Raw genomic sequence first — 22,533 nt, 5'->3', positions numbered from 1 at the left:
CCCCCCCCCGCGGCACTAGCAGGAAGCCCGCCAGGGCGCGCAGACGGGCGTTGAGTACCCGTCAGGCGCTTGACGTGGGTCCCGTTGCGTCACTCAAGTTGGGATTCTGGGAGAAAAGCGTCATCTGAATTGGGAATTTGCGATATCGGCAAGCCGCCCTGCAGCTTCGCTCTCGGCCTGGTGAGATCACTGCAGCGCCATCGAACCGGCGATCGGACACATGGTGGCTCACTTTTACTTCAGCGCCGACAGGATGCTTTTAAATAGCAAAATTCGACCACCCCGGAGGGCTTCGCGTATTACTTGCCTGCGGGGCCCAGCGCCTCTGCCCAGTTCTTTTTCATGGCAGCGATGCGGTCCACGTAGGCGGATTTCAGGCAGGCGGCGTCGGGGCAACGGTCGCGCACGGTGGTGCGCCATTGCGTCTGCTCTTTCGCTACAGGATCACGCCATTCACCGGTTTCACCGTCACGGCCAACGGTTTCAGCCTGGATCTTTTCGTAAAGCTCCTTCACCTGATCGTCCAGCTTGGACAGCGAAGGTTCGGCGCAGATTAGATGTTCGACATGGGCTTTCGCGGCGTGCAGTCGAAGCCGGCGGCATGGGCGGCTTCGATCTGCAGGAAAGGAGAGCTGGCGAGGACCGCGCAGATCACAGCATGCAGGATCGCGTGTTTGCCATGAGCGCTTTGCCGGCACCGGCCTTCCATGATGCCGGTCGGTATTGCCGCGAGAACGGGGTTGCGCACGTCCTTCACTCCTGAATAGTCTGCGGCCACGGACTTGGTGGACCAAGTGATCGATTTTCCCGTTTGTCGAGAGGTTGTGCAACTTTTGGCTCTCGTATGCCTTGAACCAGTGGCCGGCGCTCACGCGCTACGTCGATGGCTGCCGGCTTAAAGCGACATCACCCCAAGCGTGACACACGAAATCGGACCTCCAGAGGCGAAATCCGGCTGGAGACCGCGCCAGTGCTTGTATATCGGAAATCCTCGATTCCCAAACTGGATGACGCAAATCCCACGTTAGATGAATTTCGACACCGACAGCGGTCCCTCGAATATGTAACAGCCGCCCCTCCCCCCCTTGAACCCCGGAACATCATCCCTATAATTAGCACTCGACACCGGTGAGTGCTAACAGCCCTCCCGTGGCTCACTGATCATTCACTTTTTTCAAGTAAACAGGAGTTACTCATGGCCTTGCGTCCCCTGGGCGATCGCGTGATCGTCAAACGCCTCGAAAACGAGCGCAAGACTGCCTCGGGCATCGTCATCCCCGACAGCGCTGCTGAAAAGCCTGATCAAGGCGAAGTCGTGGCCGTCGGCCCCGGCAAGAAGACCGAAGAAGGCAAGATTCTGCCGGTCGACCTGAAGGCTGGCGACAAGGTTCTGTTCGGCAAGTACGCCGGCCAGTCCGTGAAGGTTGATGGCGAAGAACTGCTCGTCATCCGCGAGGACGAAATCCTCGCCGTGGTTCTGTAATCCCGCCTCAAACGAATTTTCGAAGGAAGCTAAGAAATGGCTGCCAAGCAAGTATTGTTCGGTGACGACGCCCGTGTGCGCATCGTCCGCGGCGTGAATGTTCTCGCCAACGCTGTTAAGACCACCCTGGGCCCCAAGGGTCGCAACGTCGTGCTGGAGCGCTCGTTCGGCGCCCCGACCGTGACCAAGGACGGTGTGTCCGTCGCCAAGGAAATCGAACTGAAGGACAAGTTCGAGAACATCGGCGCACAACTGGTCAAGGACGTTGCTTCCAAGACCTCCGACAACGCCGGTGACGGCACCACGACCGCCACCGTGCTGGCTCAAGCCATCGTCATGGAAGGCCTGAAGTACGTTGCCGCCGGTTTCAACCCGATCGACCTGAAGCGCGGCATCGACAAGGCTGTCGCCGCTGCCGTGGCTGAACTGAAGAAGCAATCCAAGCCGGTCACGACCAGCAAGGAAATCGCTCAAGTTGGTTCGATCTCGGCCAACAGCGATGCCTCCATCGGCCAGATCATCGCTGACGCGATGGACAAGGTTGGCAAGGAAGGCGTCATCACCGTCGAAGACGGCAAGTCGCTGGAAAACGAGCTGGACGTCGTCGAAGGCATGCAATTCGACCGCGGCTACCTGTCGCCCTACTTCATCAACAGCCCGGAAAAGCAAGTTGCCGTGCTGGAAGATCCGTATGTCCTGATTTTCGACAAGAAGATCAGCAACATCCGTGACCTGCTGCCCGTGCTGGAACAAGTTGCCAAGTCGAGCCGTCCGCTGCTGATCATCGCAGAAGACGTCGAAGGCGAAGCGCTGGCCACCCTGGTTGTGAACAACATCCGTGGCATCCTGAAGACCACCGCCGTCAAGGCTCCGGGCTTCGGCGACCGCCGCAAGGCCATGCTGGAAGACATCGCCATCCTGACGGGCGGCACGGTGATCTCCGAAGAAACCGGCATGTCGCTGGAAAAGGCCGGCCTGGCTGAACTGGGCCAAGCCAAGCGCATCGAAGTGGGCAAGGAAAACACGACGATCATCGACGGCGCTGGCGACAGCAAGTCGATCGAGGCTCGCGTCAAGCAAGTCCGTATCCAGATCGAAGAAGCCACGTCCGACTACGACCGTGAAAAGCTGCAAGAACGCGTGGCCAAGCTGGCCGGCGGCGTTGCCGTGATTCGCGTTGGCGCTGCCACCGAAGTCGAAATGAAGGAAAAGAAGGCTCGCGTCGAAGACGCCCTGCACGCTACCCGCGCCGCAGTGGAAGAAGGCGTTGTGGCTGGTGGCGGTGTTGCACTGCTGCGCGCCAAGCAAGCCATCGCTGACCTGAAGGGCGACACGCCTGACCAGAACGCCGGTATCAAGCTGATCCTGCGTGCTGTGGAAGAGCCGCTGCGCACCATCGTCACGAACGCCGGCGAAGAAGCCAGCGTCGTGGTCAGCAACGTGCTGAACGGCAAGGGCAACTACGGCTACAACGCCGCAACCGGCGAGTACACCGACCTGGTTGAGCAAGGCGTGCTGGATCCCACCAAGGTGACCCGCACCGCCCTGCAGAACGCTGCCTCCGTCGCCAGCCTGTTGCTGACGGCTGAAGCCGCCGTTGTGGAACTGGCCGAAGACAAGCCCGCTGCCCCGGCCATGCCGGGTGGCATGGGCGGCATGGGCGGCATGGACTTCTAAGTCCCGCTTCCCTTGCACGGCCTCCCCGGCTTCATGCCGGGGAATGCAGTATCTGAGAAACCCCCGGACCTTCGCCCCGGGGGTTTTTCTTTGGGCGCGGCTTTCTTCAAAGACCTTGCGACGGGCTGTCCGGCGCGAAAACGTTTGCGCACAAACTGTGGGTTTCGTCCCGGCACATGCGTCCCTACAATAAAGGGTCCATAGACAGAGTCCAGACCCATGCGCCTTCCCCAGAGCCTGCGAGCCCTGCGTCCGTCCGAAATCGGCGGATTGCTGATGGATTCCGCCAACCAGTGGTCAAGCCATCGCGCTTCCAGCAAGGGCGCGGCGCTGGCGCTGTACATGGTGTTCTCGCTGGCCCCGATGCTTATCCTGGTGATCGCGGTGGCGGGCGCTTTCTTCGGCGAAGACGCGGTGCGCTCCGAGCTGTTTTCTTCCCTGCGCGACCTGACGGGCGAACGCGGCGCCGAGGTCATCCAGACCGTGCTGGCCAGCGCCCATGAATCGGGCGGCGGCTGGATTGCGGCGCTGATTTCGATTTTTGTGCTGATCTTCAGCGCCACGACGGCGTTTGCCGAACTGAAGGCCAGCCTGGACGATCTGTGGGAAGTGCCGCCACACCAGAAGGGCGGCATCCACGGCATGGTGCGCAGCCGCGTGTTGTCGTTCGGCCTGGTGTTGGTGCTGGCCCTGTTTTTACTGATTTCGCTGACCGTGAACGCCGCCCTGGGCGCGGCGCGCAAGTTCTACGGAGACTTGTGGATGGCATCCACCATCGCCACGGTGGCCGATTGGCTTTCCAGCCTGTTTTCGTTTTCGGTGGTGGTGGCGCTGTTCGCCGTGATCTTCAAGCTGCTGCCCAGCGCGAAGATCTCCTGGAAGGACGTGATTCCCGGCGCCATCGTGACAGCCGCGTTGTTCCTGGTGGGCAAATGGGGGATCGGCGTCTACTTGAGCCGCGGCGCGGCGGTATCCGCTTACGGCGCGGCCGGTTCGCTGATCGCGCTGCTGCTGTGGATCTACTATTCCGCGCAGATTTTCTTCTTCGGCGCCGTGTTCACCCGGCAATTCGCGCTGCGGTTTGGAAGCGCGGAAAAGCCGACGGCGAATACGGTGGATGCCGCGAACACGGCGGAAGAAACGCCGTCCAAGTGACGGGTTTGGCCTTGCGCCATCATGGCGCCAGCGCTCCCGGCCGCTTAGTCCTGCTGCTCCAACCCCGCCATCAATCGCAGGCACTTCAAGAACACCGGACGCAGCTCAGGCGGGATCGGCGCCAGCACCTGGGCCTCCACATCGGCATCCTGCGGCAGGACGCGCGCCAGCAGCGCCACGCCTTCATCGGTGATCTCCAACGCATAGGCGCGGCCGTCTTCTGGCGAGCGCGTGCGGCGCACATAGCCCTTCGCCGTCATGCGAGCCATCATTTCAGCGAAAGAATTGCGGTCCAACGCAATCAGTTCGGCGATGCGATTCTGCGTGGCGCCCGGATTCTGATACACGGTGATCAGCAGTGCCTTCTGGCGCGGCGTCAGGTCTTCGTCCGGAAAAGCCTGGGCGAACAGGGCCTCGGCCCGGAAATGCGCCCGGCGCAGCAGGTGCGAGGCGACCTGTGTCAGGTCGAAGGCTTGCAAGTCGCGGGGCGGGGCCGCGGCGGGACGGGCGGTGGCGGTCATCGGGCTTCCATGGGGTGTGCCTGACGATTGTAGGCGCTGGCTCCCGCGAAAATGCGCATTGACTTGGCTGCCGGCGCTGCCTATGATCAGGCAATATAGTACGTATACGTATTTATTAACCCGCCGTTCAAACACCATCCAAGGGGCCAGATCGTGACGATCCGCCAACTGCGCAACTACATCGACGGCCGCTTTGAAGACGGCGTATCCACCTTCGACAAGCACAGCCCGGTAAACGGGCAACGCATCGCCCAGGTCCACGAAGCCAGCCGGGACCAGGTGAACCGCGCGATCGCCGCGGCGCACCGGGCGCTGCCGGCTTGGGCCGGGCTGTCGGTCGAGGCGCGCACGGACCATCTGCTGGCGCTGGCCGACGGCATCACGCGGCGGTTCGATGACTTCCTGCAAGCCGAGATCGGCGACACCGGCAAGCCAGTCGGCTGGGCCGGCAAGATCGACATTCCGCGCGGCGCCGCCAACTTCCGCGCGTTCGCGGAATTGGCCCGCACGCTGGACATGGAAAGCTACATGACGGACACGCCGGACGGCAGGCAGGCGCTGAACTACGCATACCGCAAGCCGCTGGGTGTGGTCGGCGTGATTTCTCCGTGGAACCTGCCGCTGCTGCTGCTGACCTGGAAGGTCGCGCCCGCGCTGGCGTTCGGCAACACGGTCATCATGAAACCGTCGGAAGTCACGCCCAGCACGGCCACGTTGCTGGCTGAAGTCGCCGACCAGGCGGGGCTGCCCGCCGGCGTGCTGAATCTGGCGCACGGTTTCGGGCCGGATTCCGCAGGCGAATTCCTGACCACGCACCCCGACATCGACGGCATCACCTTCACCGGTGAATCCGCCACGGGCGCCACCATCATGCGGGCGGTGGCCCCCGGCGTGAAGCCGGTGTCGTTCGAATTGGGCGGCAAGAACGCGGCGCTGGTTTTCGCGGACGCCGACTTCGACGCGGCGATCGACGGCGTGACGCGCTCGGTCTTCGCCAATTGCGGACAGGTCTGCCTGTGCACCGAGCGCGTCTATGTGGAACGCCCCATCTACGAACGCTTTGTTGCCGCGCTGGCTGCCCGCGCGCGCGACATGCGCATCGGCTGGCCGCTCGATCCGGCCACCGAAATGGGCCCGCTGGTGTCGCGCGAACACCGCGAGAAAGTGCTGTCGTACTTTGCACTGGCGCGCGAAGAAGGCGCGACCGTGGTGGCGGGCGGCGGCGTGCCGGTGTTTGGCGACGACCGCGACGCGGGCGCCTATGTACAGCCCACCATCTGGACCGGCCTGAAAGAAAACGCGCGTTGCATCAAGGAAGAAGTGTTCGGCCCGGTCTGCCACGTGACGCCTTTCGACACGGAAGACGAAGCCATCCGCCTGGCCAATGACACGCGGTACGGCCTGGCCGCCGCGGTCTGGACGCAGAACCTGACCCGCGGCCACCGGGTGGCGCAAGCCATGAAGGTGGGCCTGGCCTGGGTGAACTGCTGGTTCCTGCGCGACCTGCGCACGCCGTTCGGCGGCAGCGGGCTGTCCGGGATCGGCCGTGAAGGCGGCCGCCATTCGCTGCATTTCTATACTGAACCCACCAACGTCTGCATCAAACTCTGATTCCGTCCACCAAGGAACGCACGATGACCCAGCCCAACGTCAGCGCCACCGTCGTCGCCGGCAAAGCCACGCCGCGCGGCAAATATCCCCACATCAAGCGCGCAGGCGACTTCCTGTTCGTCTCCGGCACCAGCTCCCGCTTACCGGACAACCGCATCGCCGGCGCCGAGGTCGACGCCATGGGCACCACCACGCTGGACATCCGCGTGCAAACGCGCGCCGTCATCGAGAACATCGGCGACATCCTCGCAACCGCCGGCGCCACGCTGGCCGACGTGGTCGAGATCAGTACTTTCCTGGTCAACATGAACGACTTCGGTGGATACAATCAGGTCTACGGCGAGTTCTTCGACGCCGATGGCCCGGCGCGCACCACCGTCGCGGTGCATCAGTTGCCGCACCCGCAATTGCTGATTGAAATCAAGGCCGTCGCCTACAAGCCGCTTGCGCGCTAGTCCAGCGACACGGCGGGCACATGATGGACGACGGCGTTTCGCGTTCACACAGGGAACAGGATGACGGCTTGCGGCGCACCGCCCGGGCCGGGCCACGCATGTCGAACTTTCGCATCACGCCCAACGCGCTCAGCCACAAGCTGAAGCTGCATCAATTGCAGATATTCGAGCGCGTGCTGGCGCGCCGTTCGCTGTCGCGCGCGGCCAGCGAACTGCATCTGACCCAGCCCACCGTCACCAAAGCCGTTCACGACCTGGAAGCCTTCTTTGGCGCCACGCTGTTCGAACGGTCGAACCGGGGCGTCACGCCCACCGAGCTGGCCCTGGTGCTGGGCCGCCGGGTCCACGCCATGATGGCCGAGGTGCGGTACATGGCCGACGATATCGATGCGGTGCTGGGCGGCGCCAGCGGCCATGTCGTGGTGGGCACGCTTATCGCGGCTTCGGCCAAGCTGCTGCCCGAAGCCATCGCGCGCCTGATGACCGAACATCCCGGCATCCAGGTCACCGTGCGCGAAGGCCCTTCCGCCCAACTGCTGCCCGCGCTGGCGACCGGCGACGTCGACATCGTCGTGGGCCGCCTGCCCGGCGCGGACATGGCTTCGATCTCGGGCGTGGCGGTCGACCACCATAAGCTCTACCGCGAATCACTATGCCTGGTGGTCGGCGCGCAGCACCCCATGGCCAACGCGGCCTCGGTGGCGTTGCCCGACCTGATCGACCACATCTGGATCCTGCCCGCCCCCACCTCGCCGTTGCGCGCCTCTGTTGAGCGCACCTTCTTCGACGCCGGCCTGCGCCTGCCCGCCCGCCACGTCGAATCGCTGTCGTTGCTGACCAACATCGGCATTCTCATGCACAGCGACGCGTTGGCCTTGATTCCGTACGACGCCGCGGCGCAGTTCCTCTCGATGGGCCTGCTTGCCCGTCTGCCCACGGAGGTATTCGGCGACTTCGGCGACGTCGGCTATTCCATCCGCGCAGACCGCCCGCTGACCCCGGCGTGCCAACGGCTGGTGGACTATCTGAAAACGATCGCGGCGCAACGGCCGTAGCGCGCGGGCGGCATCGTGCCTTGCCACGATGATGGGCTACTCGCTGGATTACGCGCTGAACTGCGCGCGAAGCACAGCCGCGCCCTTCTGGCGGGATTGCTAAGGGAAACCCCGCGATAGATAACGCGCATACCCACCCCGACAATTTCTATTATGCGGCGCCGCCTGCCCCGCCTAGACTGCATCAAATTCCCCACCGGAGTCCCGTCATGCCCGCCTACGGCCCGCCGTTGAATTTCCAGCGCTGGATCCAGGACCACGCGCATCTCCTGAAGCCCCCGGTCGGCAACCAGCAGATCTGGCAGGACGCGGACTTCATCGTCACCGTCGTCGGCGGTCCGAACCATCGCACCGACTATCACGACGACCCGCTGGAAGAGTTCTTCTACCAGATCAAAGGCAACGCCTGGCTGTCCCTCTGGGTAGACGGCAAACCCGAACGCGTGGACCTGAAGGAAGGCGACATTTTCCTGCTTCCGCCGCATGTCAGGCACTCACCGCAACGCCCCGAAACCGACAGCGCCTGTCTGGTCATCGAACGCCAGCGCCCGTTGGGTCTCGTCGATGGCTTCGAATGGTATTGCCCGCATTGCGGCCACCTCGTGCATCGCGTGGAAGTGCAGCTCAAGAGCATCGTCACCGACCTGCCGCCCTTGTTCCAGGGCTTCTACACCAGCACCGAAAAACGCACCTGTCCCGGTTGCGGAGAAGTCCATCCCGGCAAAGGCCACGCGCCCGCGCCACAAGCCACCCCCGCCTAGGGCCTGTTCCATGATCCAGAAAATCGACATGCACGCCCACTTCTTTCCGCCGATCACGCGGCAGGAAGCGGCCGCGCTTGACCCCGTCAACGCGCCGTGGCTGCGCCCCGACGGCGACGGCGCCACCGGCCAGATCATGGCGGGCGACCGGCCGTTTCGCCCCGTCGACGCCACCCTGTGGGACCCGGCGCTGCGCATCGCCCAGATGGATCGCCACGGCGTCGACGTGCAGATTCTGTGCGCCACGCCCATCATGTTCGGCTACACCTACCCCGGCCAGGCCGCGGCCGATTGGGCGGCCCGCATGAACGACCTGGCGCTTGAACATTGCGCTTATGCGCCGTCGCGGCTGAAGGCCCTGGCGCAAGTGCCGCTGCAAGACCTGGACCTGGCCTGCAAGGAAGCATCGCGCTCGCGGGCCGCCGGCCACCTGGGCGTGCAGATCGGCAACCATGTCGGCCCGCGCGATCTGGATGACGACACGCTGGTGCAATTCCTGATCCATTGCGCCAACAGCGACATCCCGGTGCTGGTGCACCCTTGGGACATGATGACCGACGGCCGCATGAAGAAATGGATGCTGCCGTGGCTGGTGGCCATGCCCGCCGAGACGCAACTGGGTATCTTGTCGCTGATCCTGTCCGGCGCGTTCGAACGCATTCCTCGCAGCCTGAAATTGTGCTTCGCGCATGGCGGCGGCAGCTTCGCCTACTTGTTGGGCCGCGTGGACAACGCCTGGCGCCACCGCGACATCATCCGCGAAGACTGCCCGCAACTGCCATCGTCCTACACCGACCGTTTCTACACCGACAGCGCGGTGTTCGACCCGCGCGCGCTGCGCCTGCTGGTGGATGTGATGGGCGAAGACCGCGTGCTGCTGGGTTCCGACTACCCCTATCCGCTGGGCGAGCAGGAAGTCGGCCGCCTGGTGGCCCACGCCGACCTGAGCCCCACCGTGCAGCAGAAGATCCTGCTGCGCAATACCACGACGTTCTTTGGCCTGAACGCGTAGCCCGCTGCGCGCATTTCACGACACACGACCGTGCCACACGGCGACTCAAGGGAAAACACCATGAAACGCACCACCACGCTGGCCGCCGCTGCGGTCATGGGATTGGCCTTATCGGCCACCGCGATGGCCGACGTGAAAATCGGCCTGCTGACCACCTTGACGGGTCCCGGCTCCGTGCTGGGGCAGGACCAATTGGACGGCTTCATGCTGGCCGTGGAGCAAGGCGGCGGCAAGCTGGGCGGCGTTGCCGTGCAGGTCATCAAGGAAGACGACCAATTCAAGCCCGAAGTCGGCGTGCAGGCCGCGCGCAAATTGGTGCAAAGCGACAAGGTGCCGATCATCACCGGCGTGGTGTATTCCAACGTGATGCTGGCCGTGGTGCGCCCGGTCACGACGGCCGGCGTGTTCCTGGTGGGATCCAACGCCGGCCCCACCAACCTGGCGGGCAAGGACTGTTCGCCCTATTTCTTCTCTACCTCCTGGAACAACACGCAACGCCACGAAGGCAGCGGCGAAATGGCCAACCAGATGGGGTTCAAGAAGGTCTATCTGCTGGCGCCCAATTACCAGGCGGGCAAGGACGCCATGGCCGGCTTCAAGCGCTTCTACAAAGGCGAAGTGGCCAACGAAGTCTTCACCCAGGTCAACCAGCCGGATTATTCGGTGGAGCTGGCCGCGCTGGCCGACGCCAAGCCGGACGCGGCCTACGTGTTCTTTCCTGGCGGCATGGGCGTGAACTTCATCAAGCAATACCGCCAGGCGGGGCTCTTCGGCAAGATCCCGCTGCTGTCGGTGGACACCATCGACGGCGCGACGCTGCCCGCGCTGCAGAAGGACGCGCTGGGCGCGGTGACCAACGTGCCCTATTCGCCGGACCTGGACAACGCCGCCAACAAGGCATTTGCCGCGGCGTTCCGCCAGAAGTACGGACGCGAACCCTCCAGCTACGCGGCGCAATCCTTCGATGCCGCGCAACTGATCGGCTCGGCATTGAAGAAGACGGGCGGCAAGACCGACGACAAGGACGCGTTACGCAAAGCGCTGGAAGCCGCTGATTTCCAATCGGTGCGCGGCGAATTCCGCTATCAACCCAACCACTTCCCGGTGGCCGGATTCTTCCGCGCCGACGTGCAAGCGGGTGCGGACGGCAAGGTGGCCTTTGTGAACAAAGGCCCTATCTTCCCGGACCTGTCCAAAGTCGCTGACCAGTACGCCGCCCAGTGCGCCATGAAGTAAGGCGGGCGGCCAAGACATCCGTCGCGGCCGCCGGCAAGAGGTGATCCCCATGTCCACGACGCTGCTGCTGGTGCAGGCCTTGAATGGTCTGCAGCTTGGCATCCTGCTGTTCTTGCTGGCCGCCGGTTTGACGCTGGTGTTCGGCATCATGAACTTCATCAATCTGGCGCACGGTTCGCTCTACATGATGGGCGCTTTCATCGCCGCCACCGTGTTCCGCCACACCGGATCGTTCCTGCTGGCCGCGGCCGCCGTCGTCGCGGGCATGGCGGCGCTAGGCCTGCTGCTGGACCGCATCGCGCTCGCGCGGCTGTATCCGCGCGAACACCTGGACCAGGTGCTGGCCACCTTCGGCTTCATTCTGTTTTTCAACGAACTGACCCGCATCATCTGGGGGCCGGCGCCCATCAGCATGGGCTTGCCGTCGTGGCTGTCGGGCACCATCGATATCCTGGGCGTGACCTACCCGCTGTATCGCTTCCTGATCATCGTGGTGGGTTTGCTGGTGGCGGCGGGCTGCTATGTGCTGATTCATCGCACGCGGCTGGGCATGCTGATCCGCGCGGGCGCAACCGACCGCATGATGGTCGGCGCGTTGGGCGTGAACATCGCGCGGCTGAACACGTTGCTGTTCGTGTTGGGCGCGGTGCTGGCGGGCCTGGCGGGGCTGATGGCAGGTCCGATCCTGTCCGCGCAGACCGGCATGGGCGAACCCATTCTGGTCCTGACGCTGGTGGTGATCGTGATTGGTGGCATCGGCTCGGTGCGCGGCGCGTTCCTGGCCGCGTTGATGGTCGGGTTGATCGACACCTTGGGGCGCGCATTGCTGCCGACGTTGCTGCGCGCCGCACTGCCGCCTGCCGCCGCCAACGCCGCCGGACCGGCCATCGCATCAATGCTGATCTATGTGGTGATGGCGCTGGTGCTGGCCCTGCGGCCGCAGGGCCTGTTTCCCGTCAAGCACGGATAAAGGCGAACGTCATGCACAGGCTCTCTCTTCGCACGCTGGTGGCCGGCGCCCTGCTGCTGTTGCTGGCGCTGGTGCCCGCCTACGCCCACTGGCAGGGCGAACCGTTCCTGCTGGCGCTGTTTGGCCGCGTACTCGTCTACGGCGTGGCCGCGCTGGCCCTGAACCTGCTGCTGGGCTATGGCGGCATGGTCAGCTTCGGCCATGCGCTGTATCTGGGGCTGGGCGCGTATGCCGTTGGCGTGATGTCGCATTACGGCATCGAAAACGGCTGGCTGCATCTGGCGGGCGCGCTGGGCGCCTGCGCGGTCGTGGGGCTGATCAGCGGTTATGTGGTGATGCGCACGTCGGGCATCGCCTTCATCATGATCACGCTGGCCTTCGCGCAGATGTTCTATTTTCTGGCGACGGGCCTGGACGGCTTTGGCGGCGACGACGGCATGTCGCTATTCGCGGGCAGCGACTTCGGCGCCTTTCGGCTGGATACGCCATTGGCGCTGTACTACACGGCGTTCGGCGTGCTGCTGGCCGTGCTGGGGCTGATGCACCGTCTGGTCCACGCGCCTTTCGGCATGGCCCTGCGCGGCTGCCAGGCCAACGAACGCCGGATGCGCGCGCTTGGGTTTCCCACGCTGCGCTACCGGCTGGCCGCTTATGTGATGTCGGCGATGATCTGCGGGGTGGCGGGCGTGCTGCTGGCCAACTTGACGATGTACGTGTCGCCGTCCTATCTGGCCTGGACCACCTCTGGCGAATTGATCGTGATGGTCGTGCTGGGAGGTATCGGCACGCTGTTCGGCCCCGTCGTCGGCGCGCTGGCTTTTCTGCTGCTGGAAGAAGGCTTGAAGCTGCTGACCGGGCATTGGATGTTGATCATGGGGTTGCTGATCGTCGGCGTGGTGCTGGTATCGCGGCGAGGCGTGTACGGCAGCCTGCGCGATACGCCTTGGCGCCGGCGCGGGGCACAGCCGCTGCGCCAGCCTTCCGGAGAACCGCTATGAGCGCGCTGCGCGTGGAGAACCTGCTGAAGCGCTACGGCGGGCTGACCGTCACCGACGACCTGTCGCTGGACGTGCACGCTGGCGAACTGCATGCCGTGATCGGACCGAATGGCGCGGGCAAGACCACGTTGATCGGCCAGCTTAGCGGCGAACTTCGGCCCGACGGCGGCCGCGTGCTGCTGGACGGCCGCGACATCACCCGCATGCCGGTCGAAAAGCGCGTGCGTCACGGCCTGGCCCGTTCCTACCAGATCACCTCGGTCTTCAAGCCATTCACGGCACTGGAGAACGTGGTGATGGCGGTGCAGGCACGGCGCGGGCACAGTTTCCGTTTCTGGCGTCCCGTGTTGTCCACCGCCGCGCTGACGAAGCCCGCGCAGGACGCCCTGGCCCTTGTCGGCCTGTCCGCCCGCGCGCACACGCCCGCGGGCGAACTGGCACACGGCGAACTGCGGCAGCTGGAACTGGCGATGGTGCTGGCGTGCCAGCCGTCGCTGCTGTTGCTGGACGAACCGATGGCTGGCATGAGTCAACACGAATCCGAAGCCATGACGCGCCTGCTGCTGCAACTGCGCGGGCACTACACGATCCTGCTGGTGGAACACGACATGCAAGCCGTCTTCGCGTTGTCCGACCGCATCACCGTCCTTGTCTATGGCCGCGCCCTGGCGTGCGGCACGGCGGACGACATCCGCAACAATCCCCAGGTGCGCGAATGCTACCTGGGCAGCGAACGCGGCGGCCGGCGCGCCGGCAGCGCGCAACATCCGGCGGTGCCCGCATGACCGCCCTGCTGTCACTGCGAGGCGTGACCGCGCACTACGGCGCCAGCCAGGCGCTCTTCGGCATCGACCTGGACATCGGGCCGGGCGAATTCGTGACCCTGCTGGGGCGCAACGGCATGGGCAAGTCCACGACGGTAAAGACCGTGATGGGCCTGAATGCCGCCACCCAGGGCAGCATCGTGTTCGACGGCCGCGACATCAGCCGGCTGCCTTCGTACAAGGTGGCGCAATGCGGCATCGGGCTGGTGCCGGAAGGGCGGCATATTTTCCCGAACCTGTCGGTGCGCGAGAACCTGGTCGCCACCGCCCACAACCGTCAGGGCGCCGCGCAGCCCTGGACGCTGGACCGGGTATATGCGCTGTTTCCCCGCCTGTCCGAACGCGCCCGCCACCTGGGCAGCCATCTGTCGGGCGGCGAACAGCAGATGTTGGCGATCGGGCGTGCGCTATTGACCAACCCGCGCCTGCTGATCCTGGACGAAGCCACCGAGGGCCTGGCGCCCGTGGTCCGCGAAGAAATCTGGTCCGCGCTGGGCACGCTGAAGCAAACGGGCCTTGCGGTGCTATGCATCGACAAGAACCTGGAGCCCCTGCTGGCCACGGCGGACCATCACGCCATCGTCGAGAAGGGGCGCGTGGCCTGGACCGGTTCGTCGCAGGCTTTCCTGGACGACGAACCCCGGCTGCTGCAGTATCTGGGCGTCTAAGCCCTGCGCACAGGCGGCGCCACGCCTAGCCGCGCGCTCCAGTCCGCCATGTCGTCCCACAGCGCGGGCGGAATGGGAATGCCCAGCTGCTGGCGCTCGGCGTTCGCCGCCGCTTCGGGATCGCCCGGCATGCGCGGCCCGCCCGGCGCCTGGGCCAATTCCATGGCCATCGCCGCGACCACGCCCGCCAGCGCGACGCCACCGGCGAACCGCAGGGGATCGATCACGATGAAGAATGCGCCCAGTTCACGCGGGCGTTCCAGCGCGTCGTACATCGGCGAAATATGCGGCCCGAAGGGATTGCCATTCAGCGGCCCGCACAGCAACTCGATCATCATGGCAAGCCCATAGCCCTTGTGGCCATAATCCTCGCCGCCCAAGGGCCGCAACGCGCGAGCCTGCGCGGCGTCGGTGCAGTCATGCCCTTGCGCGTCCAGCGCCACCCCGGGCGGCAGCGCCACGCCATCGCGTCGGGCGTTCATGACGCGGTTCCAGGGAATGGCCGTGGTGGCCATGTCCAGGCACAGGGGCTCGCCACCCGCGCGTGGAAACGCCATTGAGATAGGGTTGGTGCCAAAAAACGGCTGATAGCCGCCGTGCGGCGCCGCGATCGAATCGGAATGCGTAAACGCAATGCCGACCAGGCCCTGCGCAGCCGCCACGCGGCTATACAGGCCGATCGCGCCGCAGTGCGACGAATCGCTGACGCCCACCGCGGCGATGCCTGCCTCGCGAGCCAGCTCGATCGCCAGCGCGTTGGCGCGATGCGCCACCACGATGCCCTGCCCTTGTCCGCCATGCAGCTGCGCCGTGCCCGGCCCGGTGCGCTCGATGCGGATATCGGGGCGCGCCACGATGGAGCCGTGCGCCACCCGGTTCAAGTAATGCGGCAAGCGCGCGATGCCGTGGGAATCAATACCCCACAAGCTTGTCCGTGCCAGGCTTTCGGCCAGGCACCGCGCGTCTTCCTCGCTGAAGCCCTGGACGCGCAGGCAATCCTGCCCCCAACGTTCCCATTCAACGGCGTCCACTCGGCATTCCGCATTCATGCAGCACTCCTCAGGTAGCGGCCTCCACGGCACGCATCACGCCGTGCAGGCGCAGGGTTTCCAGATGCGCGGCCAACGCCGAAACGAATTCGGACGCGCGGCCCAGATCGCCAAACACGGGCTTGAAGGCCGCCAGCACCATTGCACGGCGTTGGGCGGCCTGCGACGGGGCGGATGCGCGCGCGGCGACATCGGCCCGCGCCAGCAGCTTGGCCAGGCGCGCCGCCATCGGGTCCTGGATTTCGTAGCGGCCGCCCGTCTCGTCTTCGCCGCGCAGATAGTGCAACCAAGCGGCCACGGCAAGCGTCAGGCGTTGGATATCGTCGCCGGTGCGCAGGCGGTCCTGGATGGTGTCCAACAGGCGCTGCGGAACCTTCTGCGAGCCGTCCATCGCCACTTGCGCAATCGGATGCGGCAGCGCCGGGTTGGCGACACGCGCCAGGAAGCGGCGGCGATATTCCTCCAGTCCGCTATCGGGGATGCCCTTCAGCGTGGGCCCGATCTCGTACTGCATCATGGCATTGACGAACTGACGCAGCGCGGGCGTCTGCACCGATTCGCTGATCGTCCGGTGGCCCAGCAACGCGCCCAGGTAGGCGAAGGTGGAATGCGGGCCGTTCACCATGCGCAGCTTCAGCCGTTCGTAGGGCGCGGCATTGCGCACGAACGTTGCGCCGCCATGGTTTTCCCAAGCCGGCCGGCCGGCGGCGAATTTGTCTTCGATGACCCAGTTCATATAGGGTTCGCCCACCACAGGCCACGCGTCTTGCACGCCCAGGCGCTCGGCGATCCGTTGCCGGTCATCGTCGCCGGTGCCCGGCACGATGCGGTCGACCATCGAATTCGGGAAGGTGCAATGCGCGTCGATCCAATGGGTCAGCCCCACGTCCACCCGCAAGGCAAAGGCCAGCACCAGGCTGCGCAAGGTATCGCCGTTGCCGCGCAAGTTGTCACAGGAAAGCAGTGTGACGGGCGGCAGGCCGCGCTCTCGACGCAGGGCCAGACCGTAGACCAGCATGCCGATCGTGCTGCGCGGACGGTGCGGGTTGTCTAGATCGTGCAGGATGTCGGGATCGTCCCAGCGCAAATGGCCGGTGGCGGGCTCGTGGCTATAGCCCTTTTCCGTCACGGTCAGGCTGACGATTCGCGTTTGCGGATAGGCGATGCGTTCCAGGACCGCGTTGGGGTCTTCCTCCGCCACCATCACCCGCAGCACCGAACCCACCACGCGCAATTGCTCGCGCGTCTTGCCGTCGGGCCCATCGTCGCGCAAGGCCAGCGTATACAGCCCGTCTTGGGGCGTCAGCGCGTCGCGCGTGGCGGCGCTGCGCAACGACACACCCAAAATGCCCCAACTGAGGTCTCCGCTGGCCTGCATCGCCAGGTCCGTCATCACCGCCTGATGCGCGCGGTGAAAGGCCCCCATTCCCAGATGCACGATGCCGGGCGTGAGGCGGCTGCGGTCATAGATGGGTTTTTCCACGTCTGCGGGCAGGCGCGGCAACGACTCCGTGTTCAAACGTTCGAGCATGGTTGAGCAATGGCGTAAGGCGCCATGCACCTGTCGGATGACCGGCCAGTCGGCGCGCGGATGAGGATATCCGCTGAGGCGGATTTGTTCGACTCCGGGACAGTGACTAAATGCAACGCCGACACTCGCCATGCCGCCGCTACATCACCGCGCCCAGCGCCCACGGCACGAATTCATTCTGGCCGTAGCCGTGTTCTTCGCTGCGCGTGCGCTGCCCGGATGCCGTCTGCAGCATCAGCCGGAATATCCGTTCGCCCATCTGCGCCACGCTTTGCATCCCGTCCACGACCTCGCCGCAGTTGATGTCGATGTCGTCCGACTGGCGCTGCCACAGCGCTGTATTGGTCGACAGTTTCAGGGACGGCGCGGGCGCGCAGCCGTAGGCCGAACCGCGCCCCGTGGTGAAGCAGATCAGGTTGGCGCCGCCCGCCACCTGGCCGGTGGCCGACACGGGGTCGTAGCCCGGCGTGTCCATGAACACCAGCCCGCGCGCGCGCACGGTTTCCGCGTATTCGAATACGTCGGTCAAATTGGTGGTGCCGCTCTTGGCGATCGCGCCCAGCGACTTTTCCAGAATGGTGGTCAGGCCGCCGGCCTTGTTGCCCGCCGACGGGTTGTTATCCATTTCAGCGTCGTTGCGGGCGCAGTAGTCTTCCCACCAGCGCACTCTGGCCAGCAGCTTGTCGGCCACGGCCGGCGTCTCGGCGCGGCGCGTCAGCAGGTGCTCGCCCCCATAGATCTCGGGCGTTTCCGACAGGATGGCGGTGCCGCCGTGGCGCACCAGCAGGTCCACCGCCGCGCCCAGCGCCGGGTTGGCGCTGATGCCCGAATAACCGTCCGACCCGCCGCATTGCAGCCCCACGGTCAGGTGACTGGCGGGCACCGGCTGACGCCGCACCTGATTGGCCTGCTCAAGCATCCGCTCCACCAGTTCGATGCCGCGCGCCACCGTCTTGCGCGTGCCACCGGTGTCCTGAATATTGAAGGTGTGCAGCAGGCCGCTTTCGCGCAGGCCCTCCTGTTCCATCAGGCCGCCGATCTGGTTGGTTTCACAACCCAGCCCCACCATCATCAAGCCACCGAAATTGGCATGGCGCGCATAGCCGCCCAGCGTGCGCCGCAGCACCCGTAGCGGTTCGCCTTCGCTGCCGGTGGCGCAGCCCGCGCCGTGGGTCAGCGCCACCACGCCATCCACGTTCGGACAGGACGCCAGCGCTTCCGGATGGATGTCGCGGCGGAAATGGTCGGCGATGGCGCGCGCCACCGTGGCCGAACAGTTCACACTGGTCAGGATGCCGATGTAGTTGCGCGTGGCGACGCGGCCGTCGGCGCGCACGATGCCGTCGAAGGTGGCGGGTTCTGCCACATAGTCCGTGGCGTGCGCGCCCTGCCCCACCGCGTAGTCGCGTTCGAACTCCGAGAACTCCAGGTTCTGCGTGTGCACGTGCTGACCCGGCGCGATGTCCTGCCGCGCCACGCCGATGATCTGGTTGTAGCGGCGCACGGGCTGGCCCGCCACGATAGCCTGCACGGCTATTTTGTGGCCGGGCGGAACCAGGCCCTGCACCGTCACCCCTTCGCTTTCCAGCCGCGTGCCGCTAAGCAATTGGCGCCGGGCGATCACGACGTTGTCCGCCGGGTGGATGCGTATCACTGCCGTGTCGTTCTGAGACATGAGGACTCCGGAAAGTAAGGGGTGCGGATTCGCCGCGCGTTCAGCCGTCGATCAGTGCCGGGTCCCAGGCATGCACCCGCTGGCGCTGCTCGCCCAGGCCGGCGATGCCCAGCTTGATCTCGTCGCCTGCCTTCAGGTAGATGGGCGCGGGCTTCTGGCCCATGCCCACGCCCGGCGGCGTGCCGGTGCTGATCAGGTCGCCGGGATACAGCGTCATGAAGCGGCTGACGTAGGCCACCAGCTGCGCCACGCCGAACACCATCGTGCGCGTGCTGCCGTTTTGATAGCGCTTGCCGTTCACTTCCAGCCACATCTCCAGGTCTTGCGGGTGCGGGATCTCGTCGGCGGTGGCCAGCCAGGGGCCGATGGGACCGAAGGTGTCGCAGCCCTTGCCCTTGTCCCACGTGCCGCCGCGTTCGATCTGGTATTCGCGTTCAGACACGTCGTTCACCACGCAGTAGCCCGCCACATGCTTCATGGCGTCGGCTTCGCTGACATAACGCGCCTTTTCACCGATCACCACGCCCAGCTCGACTTCCCAGTCGGTCTTGATCGAATCCTGCGGCAGCACGACGGGGTCGTTGGGGCCCACGACGGCCGACGTGGGCTTCATGAAGATGACCGGTTCGGCGGGCACCGGCAACCCGGATTCGGCGGCGTGGTCCGCGTAGTTCAGGCCGATACAGATGAACTTGCCCATGCCGCTCCAGGGCGGCGCCACGCGTCCGGGGTTGGCCACCAACGGCAGCGTGGACGGGTCCAGCGCGCGCAGTTCGGCAAGACGGGCCTGCCCCAACGTCTGCGCGGTAATGTCGGGCAACACGCCGGACAGGTCGCGCACCTTGCCCTGGGCATCGATCAGGCCGGGCTTCTCGGCGCCCTTGGCGCCATAGCGCATCAATTTCATAGCAGCTTCCTTGTTGCAAGAGGGTTTAAGGATTCAATTGGACCAGCCGCCGTCGATCACCTGGGCGGTGCCGGTCGTGAAGGCCGATTCGTCGCTGGCAAGATACACCGCCAGCGCGGCGATTTCAGAGGTGCGTCCGATACGGCCCATCGGCTGGCGCGCCGTGAACGCGGCTTCGACCGTCGCGATGGACTGGCCGCTGGCCTGCGCCTGCGCTTCGATCCGCTGCCGCAACGAGGGCGACTCCACCGTGCCGGGGCAGATGGCATTGCAACGGATGCCCCGCGCCACGAAGTCGGCCGCGACGGCCTTGGTCAAGCCGATCACCGCCGCCTTGGTTGCGCCATAGGCGCAGCGGTTCGGCGCGCCTTTGATGCTGCCCGCCACCGACGCCATGTTGACGATGGACCCCGACCCGCGCGCCAGCATCCCGGGCAGGCAGGCGCGGATCAGCCGGTACATCGACCGCACGTTCAGGTTGAACGAAAAATCCCAGGCGTCTTCGTCGCAATCCAGGATGGTGCCGGCGTGCACGAAGCCCGCGCCGTTGAACAGCACGTCAAAGGGCCCCGCGCCTTGCACCAGCGCCAGAATGGCACGCCCGTCCGTCACGTCCAGCACCTGGGTGCGGCAACCGGACAAGGTCTGCAGCGCCTCCGCGTTAATGTCCACGGCCAGCACGTCGGCGCCTTCCCGCGCATACGCCTCGGCCACGGCCCGGCCGATGCCCTGGCCCGCCGCCGTGACCAGGGCAATCTTGCCTTGCAGTCTTCCCAACATGGATAAGCTCCTGTTATTTGCCGGCCATGCCCATCGCGGTAGGCAGCCAAAGCGTGATCTGGGGAATGTAGGTAATGGCGATCAGCGCCACGAACAGCGGCACCAGCCAGGGCAGGATGGCCATCGTGGTGCGTTCGACCGACAGCCGCGCCACGCGAGCCAGCACGAAAAGCACCATGCCCATCGGTGGATGCAGCAAGCCGATCATCAGGTTCAGGGTCATGATCAGCCCGAAGTGGATCGGGTCGATGCCCAGCTTCAGCACGATCGGCAACAGGATCGGCACCAGGATCGTGATGGCGGCGATGGTGTCGATGAAGCAGCCGACAATCAGGATCAGCACGTTGGCCATCAGCAGGAACACCCATTTGTTCTGGGTCACGCTGAGGATGGCGTCGGTCAAGGTCTGCGCCGCCTGCGTGGTGGTCAGCAACCACGCGAAGACGGAGGCCGCCGTCACGATGAACAACACCGACGCCGTCGTCTCGATGGTGTCGAACGAGGCCTTGGCCAAGGTCTTCAGCGTCATCGACCGGTATCGCACCAGCCCCAGGAACAGGGCCCAGATCACCGCCGCCACGGCCGCCTCGGTGGGCGTGAACCAGCCCAGCGTCATGCCTCCGATCAGGATCACCGGCGCCATCAACGCCATGACGGCCGAAAAATTGAAGCGCCAATCCAGTGCCAGCAGCACAACGAACGCAATGCCAGTCGCCACGTTGGGCGACACGCCGGCCAGCGTCATCAGCCAGATCGACAGCGGAAACGACAGCACGATCAGCACTTCCAGTCCCGCGCCGCCCAACCGTTTCCAATTAAAGGCGACGTCGCCGCCCCAATTATTGCGGCGGGCGTAATAGCCCACGGTCAACATCATCAGAATCGTCAGCACCGCGCCCGGCAGCAGGCCGGCCAGGAACAGCGAGCCGATCGACACGTTGGCCATCATGCCGTAGATCACGAACGGCAACGACGGCGGAATAATCGGGCCCAACGTCGCCGACGCGGCGGTGACGCCCACGGCGAATTCGGTCTCGTAGCCGTGGTCTTTCATGGCCTTGATCTCGATGGTGCCCAGGCCCGCGGCATCGGCAATCGCCGTGCCGGACATGCCGGCGAACACCACCGAGCCGATGATGTTCACCTGCCCCAATCCGCCACGCATCCAGCCCACCAGCGCCACCGCGAAGTTATAGATGCGGCCGGTGATGCCGGCGATGTTCATCAGATTGCCGGCCAGGATGAAAAACGGCACGGCCAGCAGCGGAAACGACTCCACCCCCGCGATCATGCGCTGCGCGACCACCACGTCCGGCACGCTGCCGGAAATCAGGACGAACAACAGCGACGCGCCTGCCATGGACACCGCCACCGGCAGGCCCAGGATCATCAACAACAGAAAGGTTCCAATCAGTGTGCCCATGTCTTGCTCCTGGAAAGGCTCTGCGGATTCTCAAGCATTGCGACGCAGCGCGCCGTTCAGTCCAGCGACTCGTAGGCCGCCGGATTCTCCAGGATCGAATAGCCTTGCCGCCAGTTCTGCACGGACACTTGCAACGACCGCAGGAACATCATGACGAAGCCCGCCAGGGCGACCCAATAAACATACGATTTGTTCCAGAACAGCGTGGTCATCGGCTCGTCGCCGACCAGCACGATGTAGCGATACGTCATCCACACGGCATAGCCGAAGAAGACCGTGCGCAAGATGTCGATCACGGTGGACAGCACGCGGCCTACCGGCTTTGGCAGGTAGCGGTACAGGAAATCCACCTGGATATGGCGGCAGGCGCGCACGCACATCGCGGCGCCCAGGAACACCACGCCGATCAGGCAATACACCGCCAGCTCTTCGGTCCACGCATACGAATCGTTGAGCACGTAGCGGGAAAAGAACTGCAGGAAGACCAACATCGCCATGGTCCAGAATATGCCCAGGCAGATCCAGTCTTCGGGCTGGTAGCCGGCAAGGCTGACTTCATGATGGTCGGCTTCTTCAAAGCTGTGGACGATCTCGTCCACGGATGCCTGGTGCGGGCCCGGCTTCGATGAAGCGTGACCGGGCGCCGAGCCCGGTCCGTGGTTGACGGCCGCCATCGGCGCCGCCTTCGCGTTCAAGTGCATGGATGTCCCCTGGTCGTAATCGGGTATGGGCGGCGGGGCGC

23 protein-coding genes are annotated in these 22,533 nt (G+C 65.0%); 13 read left to right on the top strand and 10 right to left on the bottom strand.

Annotated features, from left to right (window positions below):
* Positions 1-299: 299 nt before the first annotated feature.
* Both ACE039_RS28010 and ACE039_RS28005 read right to left on the bottom strand, forming a co-directional pair.
* On the bottom strand, positions 300-515 hold the full coding sequence (locus ACE039_RS28010; protein ID WP_485823930.1) for a lysozyme inhibitor LprI family protein: 216 nt from the start codon (positions 513-515) through the stop codon (positions 300-302).
* Between the two features lie 38 nt (positions 516-553).
* Entirely contained in the window at positions 554-748 is a 195-nt protein-coding gene (locus tag ACE039_RS28005; protein ID WP_485823929.1) for a hypothetical protein, read from the bottom strand.
* Between the two features lie 447 nt (positions 749-1,195).
* Between ACE039_RS28005 and groES the strand changes: the two genes are divergently transcribed.
* The 3 genes from groES to ACE039_RS27990 all read left to right on the top strand — a co-directional run bounded on the left by groES (position 1,196) and on the right by ACE039_RS27990 (position 4,315).
* Positions 1,196-1,483 carry a co-chaperone GroES gene (gene groES, locus ACE039_RS28000; protein WP_054423089.1) on the top strand — a complete coding sequence of 96 codons (288 nt, stop codon included), beginning with the start codon at positions 1,196-1,198 and terminating at the stop codon, positions 1,481-1,483.
* A 36-nt stretch (positions 1,484-1,519) separates the two neighbouring features.
* On the top strand, positions 1,520-3,160 hold the full coding sequence (groL, locus tag ACE039_RS27995) for a chaperonin GroEL (protein ID WP_310031606.1): 1,641 nt from the start codon (positions 1,520-1,522) through the stop codon (positions 3,158-3,160).
* Between the two features lie 219 nt (positions 3,161-3,379).
* On the top strand, positions 3,380-4,315 hold the full coding sequence (locus ACE039_RS27990; protein WP_313457034.1) for a YihY/virulence factor BrkB family protein: 936 nt from the start codon (positions 3,380-3,382) through the stop codon (positions 4,313-4,315).
* Between the two features lie 44 nt (positions 4,316-4,359).
* Here the strand turns inward: ACE039_RS27990 and ACE039_RS27985 are convergent, their stop codons facing one another.
* A complete protein-coding gene (locus ACE039_RS27985; protein WP_448713217.1) occupies positions 4,360-4,836 on the bottom strand; it encodes a MarR family winged helix-turn-helix transcriptional regulator in 477 nt (158 codons plus the stop codon).
* Positions 4,837-4,989: 153 nt separating this feature from the next.
* On the opposite strand from ACE039_RS27985, the gene ACE039_RS27980 reads away from it, so the two are divergent.
* The 10 genes from ACE039_RS27980 (at position 4,990) to ACE039_RS27935 (ending at position 14,426) form a co-directional block, all read left to right on the top strand.
* The gene (locus ACE039_RS27980; protein ID WP_485823928.1) at positions 4,990-6,447 is read left to right on the top strand and encodes a 2-hydroxymuconic semialdehyde dehydrogenase; all 1,458 of its coding nucleotides are present in this window, start codon (positions 4,990-4,992) and stop codon (positions 6,445-6,447) included.
* A gap of 23 nt (positions 6,448-6,470) precedes the next feature.
* Positions 6,471-6,902, top strand: coding sequence for a RidA family protein (locus tag ACE039_RS27975; RefSeq protein ID WP_105560377.1), 432 nt, complete (start codon positions 6,471-6,473; stop codon positions 6,900-6,902).
* A gap of 23 nt (positions 6,903-6,925) precedes the next feature.
* The gene (locus tag ACE039_RS27970) at positions 6,926-7,957 is read left to right on the top strand and encodes a LysR substrate-binding domain-containing protein (protein WP_485824091.1); all 1,032 of its coding nucleotides are present in this window, start codon (positions 6,926-6,928) and stop codon (positions 7,955-7,957) included.
* A gap of 209 nt (positions 7,958-8,166) precedes the next feature.
* Entirely contained in the window at positions 8,167-8,718 is a 552-nt protein-coding gene (locus tag ACE039_RS27965) for a 3-hydroxyanthranilate 3,4-dioxygenase (RefSeq protein ID WP_485823927.1), read from the top strand.
* Positions 8,719-8,728: 10 nt separating this feature from the next.
* Positions 8,729-9,730, top strand: coding sequence for an amidohydrolase family protein (locus tag ACE039_RS27960; RefSeq protein WP_105560374.1), 1,002 nt, complete (start codon positions 8,729-8,731; stop codon positions 9,728-9,730).
* 60 nt (positions 9,731-9,790) lie between these two features.
* Positions 9,791-10,966: an ABC transporter substrate-binding protein gene (locus tag ACE039_RS27955; protein WP_310031624.1), complete on the top strand. Its 1,176-nt coding sequence runs from the start codon at positions 9,791-9,793 to the stop codon at positions 10,964-10,966.
* Between the two features lie 49 nt (positions 10,967-11,015).
* A complete protein-coding gene (locus ACE039_RS27950) occupies positions 11,016-11,936 on the top strand; it encodes a branched-chain amino acid ABC transporter permease (protein WP_485823926.1) in 921 nt (306 codons plus the stop codon).
* 11 nt (positions 11,937-11,947) lie between these two features.
* Positions 11,948-12,934 (top strand): branched-chain amino acid ABC transporter permease, encoded by a 987-nt coding sequence (locus tag ACE039_RS27945; RefSeq protein WP_448713211.1) that lies wholly within the window; start codon positions 11,948-11,950, stop codon positions 12,932-12,934.
* Positions 12,931-13,719 carry an ABC transporter ATP-binding protein gene (locus ACE039_RS27940; RefSeq protein ID WP_485823925.1) on the top strand — a complete coding sequence of 263 codons (789 nt, stop codon included), beginning with the start codon at positions 12,931-12,933 and terminating at the stop codon, positions 13,717-13,719. The genes ACE039_RS27945 and ACE039_RS27940 overlap by 4 nt, the downstream gene beginning before the upstream one ends.
* Positions 13,716-14,426 (top strand): ABC transporter ATP-binding protein, encoded by a 711-nt coding sequence (locus ACE039_RS27935; RefSeq protein ID WP_485823924.1) that lies wholly within the window; start codon positions 13,716-13,718, stop codon positions 14,424-14,426. The genes ACE039_RS27940 and ACE039_RS27935 overlap by 4 nt, the downstream gene beginning before the upstream one ends.
* Here ACE039_RS27935 and ACE039_RS27930 read toward each other — a convergent pair.
* The 7 genes from ACE039_RS27930 to ACE039_RS27900 form a co-directional block, all read right to left on the bottom strand.
* Entirely contained in the window at positions 14,423-15,475 is a 1,053-nt protein-coding gene (locus tag ACE039_RS27930) for an Ldh family oxidoreductase (protein WP_485823923.1), read from the bottom strand. The genes ACE039_RS27935 and ACE039_RS27930 overlap by 4 nt on opposite strands.
* A 10-nt stretch (positions 15,476-15,485) precedes the next feature.
* Positions 15,486-17,006: a mannitol dehydrogenase family protein gene (locus tag ACE039_RS27925; RefSeq protein WP_485823922.1), complete on the bottom strand. Its 1,521-nt coding sequence runs from the start codon at positions 17,004-17,006 to the stop codon at positions 15,486-15,488.
* A 139-nt stretch (positions 17,007-17,145) separates the two neighbouring features.
* Positions 17,146-18,681, bottom strand: coding sequence for a UxaA family hydrolase (locus ACE039_RS27920; protein ID WP_485823921.1), 1,536 nt, complete (start codon positions 18,679-18,681; stop codon positions 17,146-17,148).
* A gap of 40 nt (positions 18,682-18,721) precedes the next feature.
* Complete coding sequence (locus tag ACE039_RS27915) at positions 18,722-19,588, bottom strand: fumarylacetoacetate hydrolase family protein (protein ID WP_105560365.1); 867 nt, start codon at positions 19,586-19,588, stop codon at positions 18,722-18,724.
* 33 nt (positions 19,589-19,621) lie between these two features.
* Entirely contained in the window at positions 19,622-20,368 is a 747-nt protein-coding gene (locus ACE039_RS27910) for an SDR family oxidoreductase (RefSeq protein ID WP_485823920.1), read from the bottom strand.
* A gap of 13 nt (positions 20,369-20,381) precedes the next feature.
* On the bottom strand, positions 20,382-21,791 hold the full coding sequence (locus tag ACE039_RS27905) for a TRAP transporter large permease (RefSeq protein ID WP_105560363.1): 1,410 nt from the start codon (positions 21,789-21,791) through the stop codon (positions 20,382-20,384).
* A 56-nt stretch (positions 21,792-21,847) separates the two neighbouring features.
* Complete coding sequence (locus ACE039_RS27900; protein ID WP_313459905.1) at positions 21,848-22,492, bottom strand: TRAP transporter small permease; 645 nt, start codon at positions 22,490-22,492, stop codon at positions 21,848-21,850.
* Between the last annotated feature and the right edge of the window lie 41 nt (positions 22,493-22,533).

It is taken from the genome of Achromobacter maghribensis, assembly GCF_057334215.1.
Note: the sequence above shows the minus strand (reverse complement) of the source record. Positions and strands in the feature narration are given on the sequence as shown.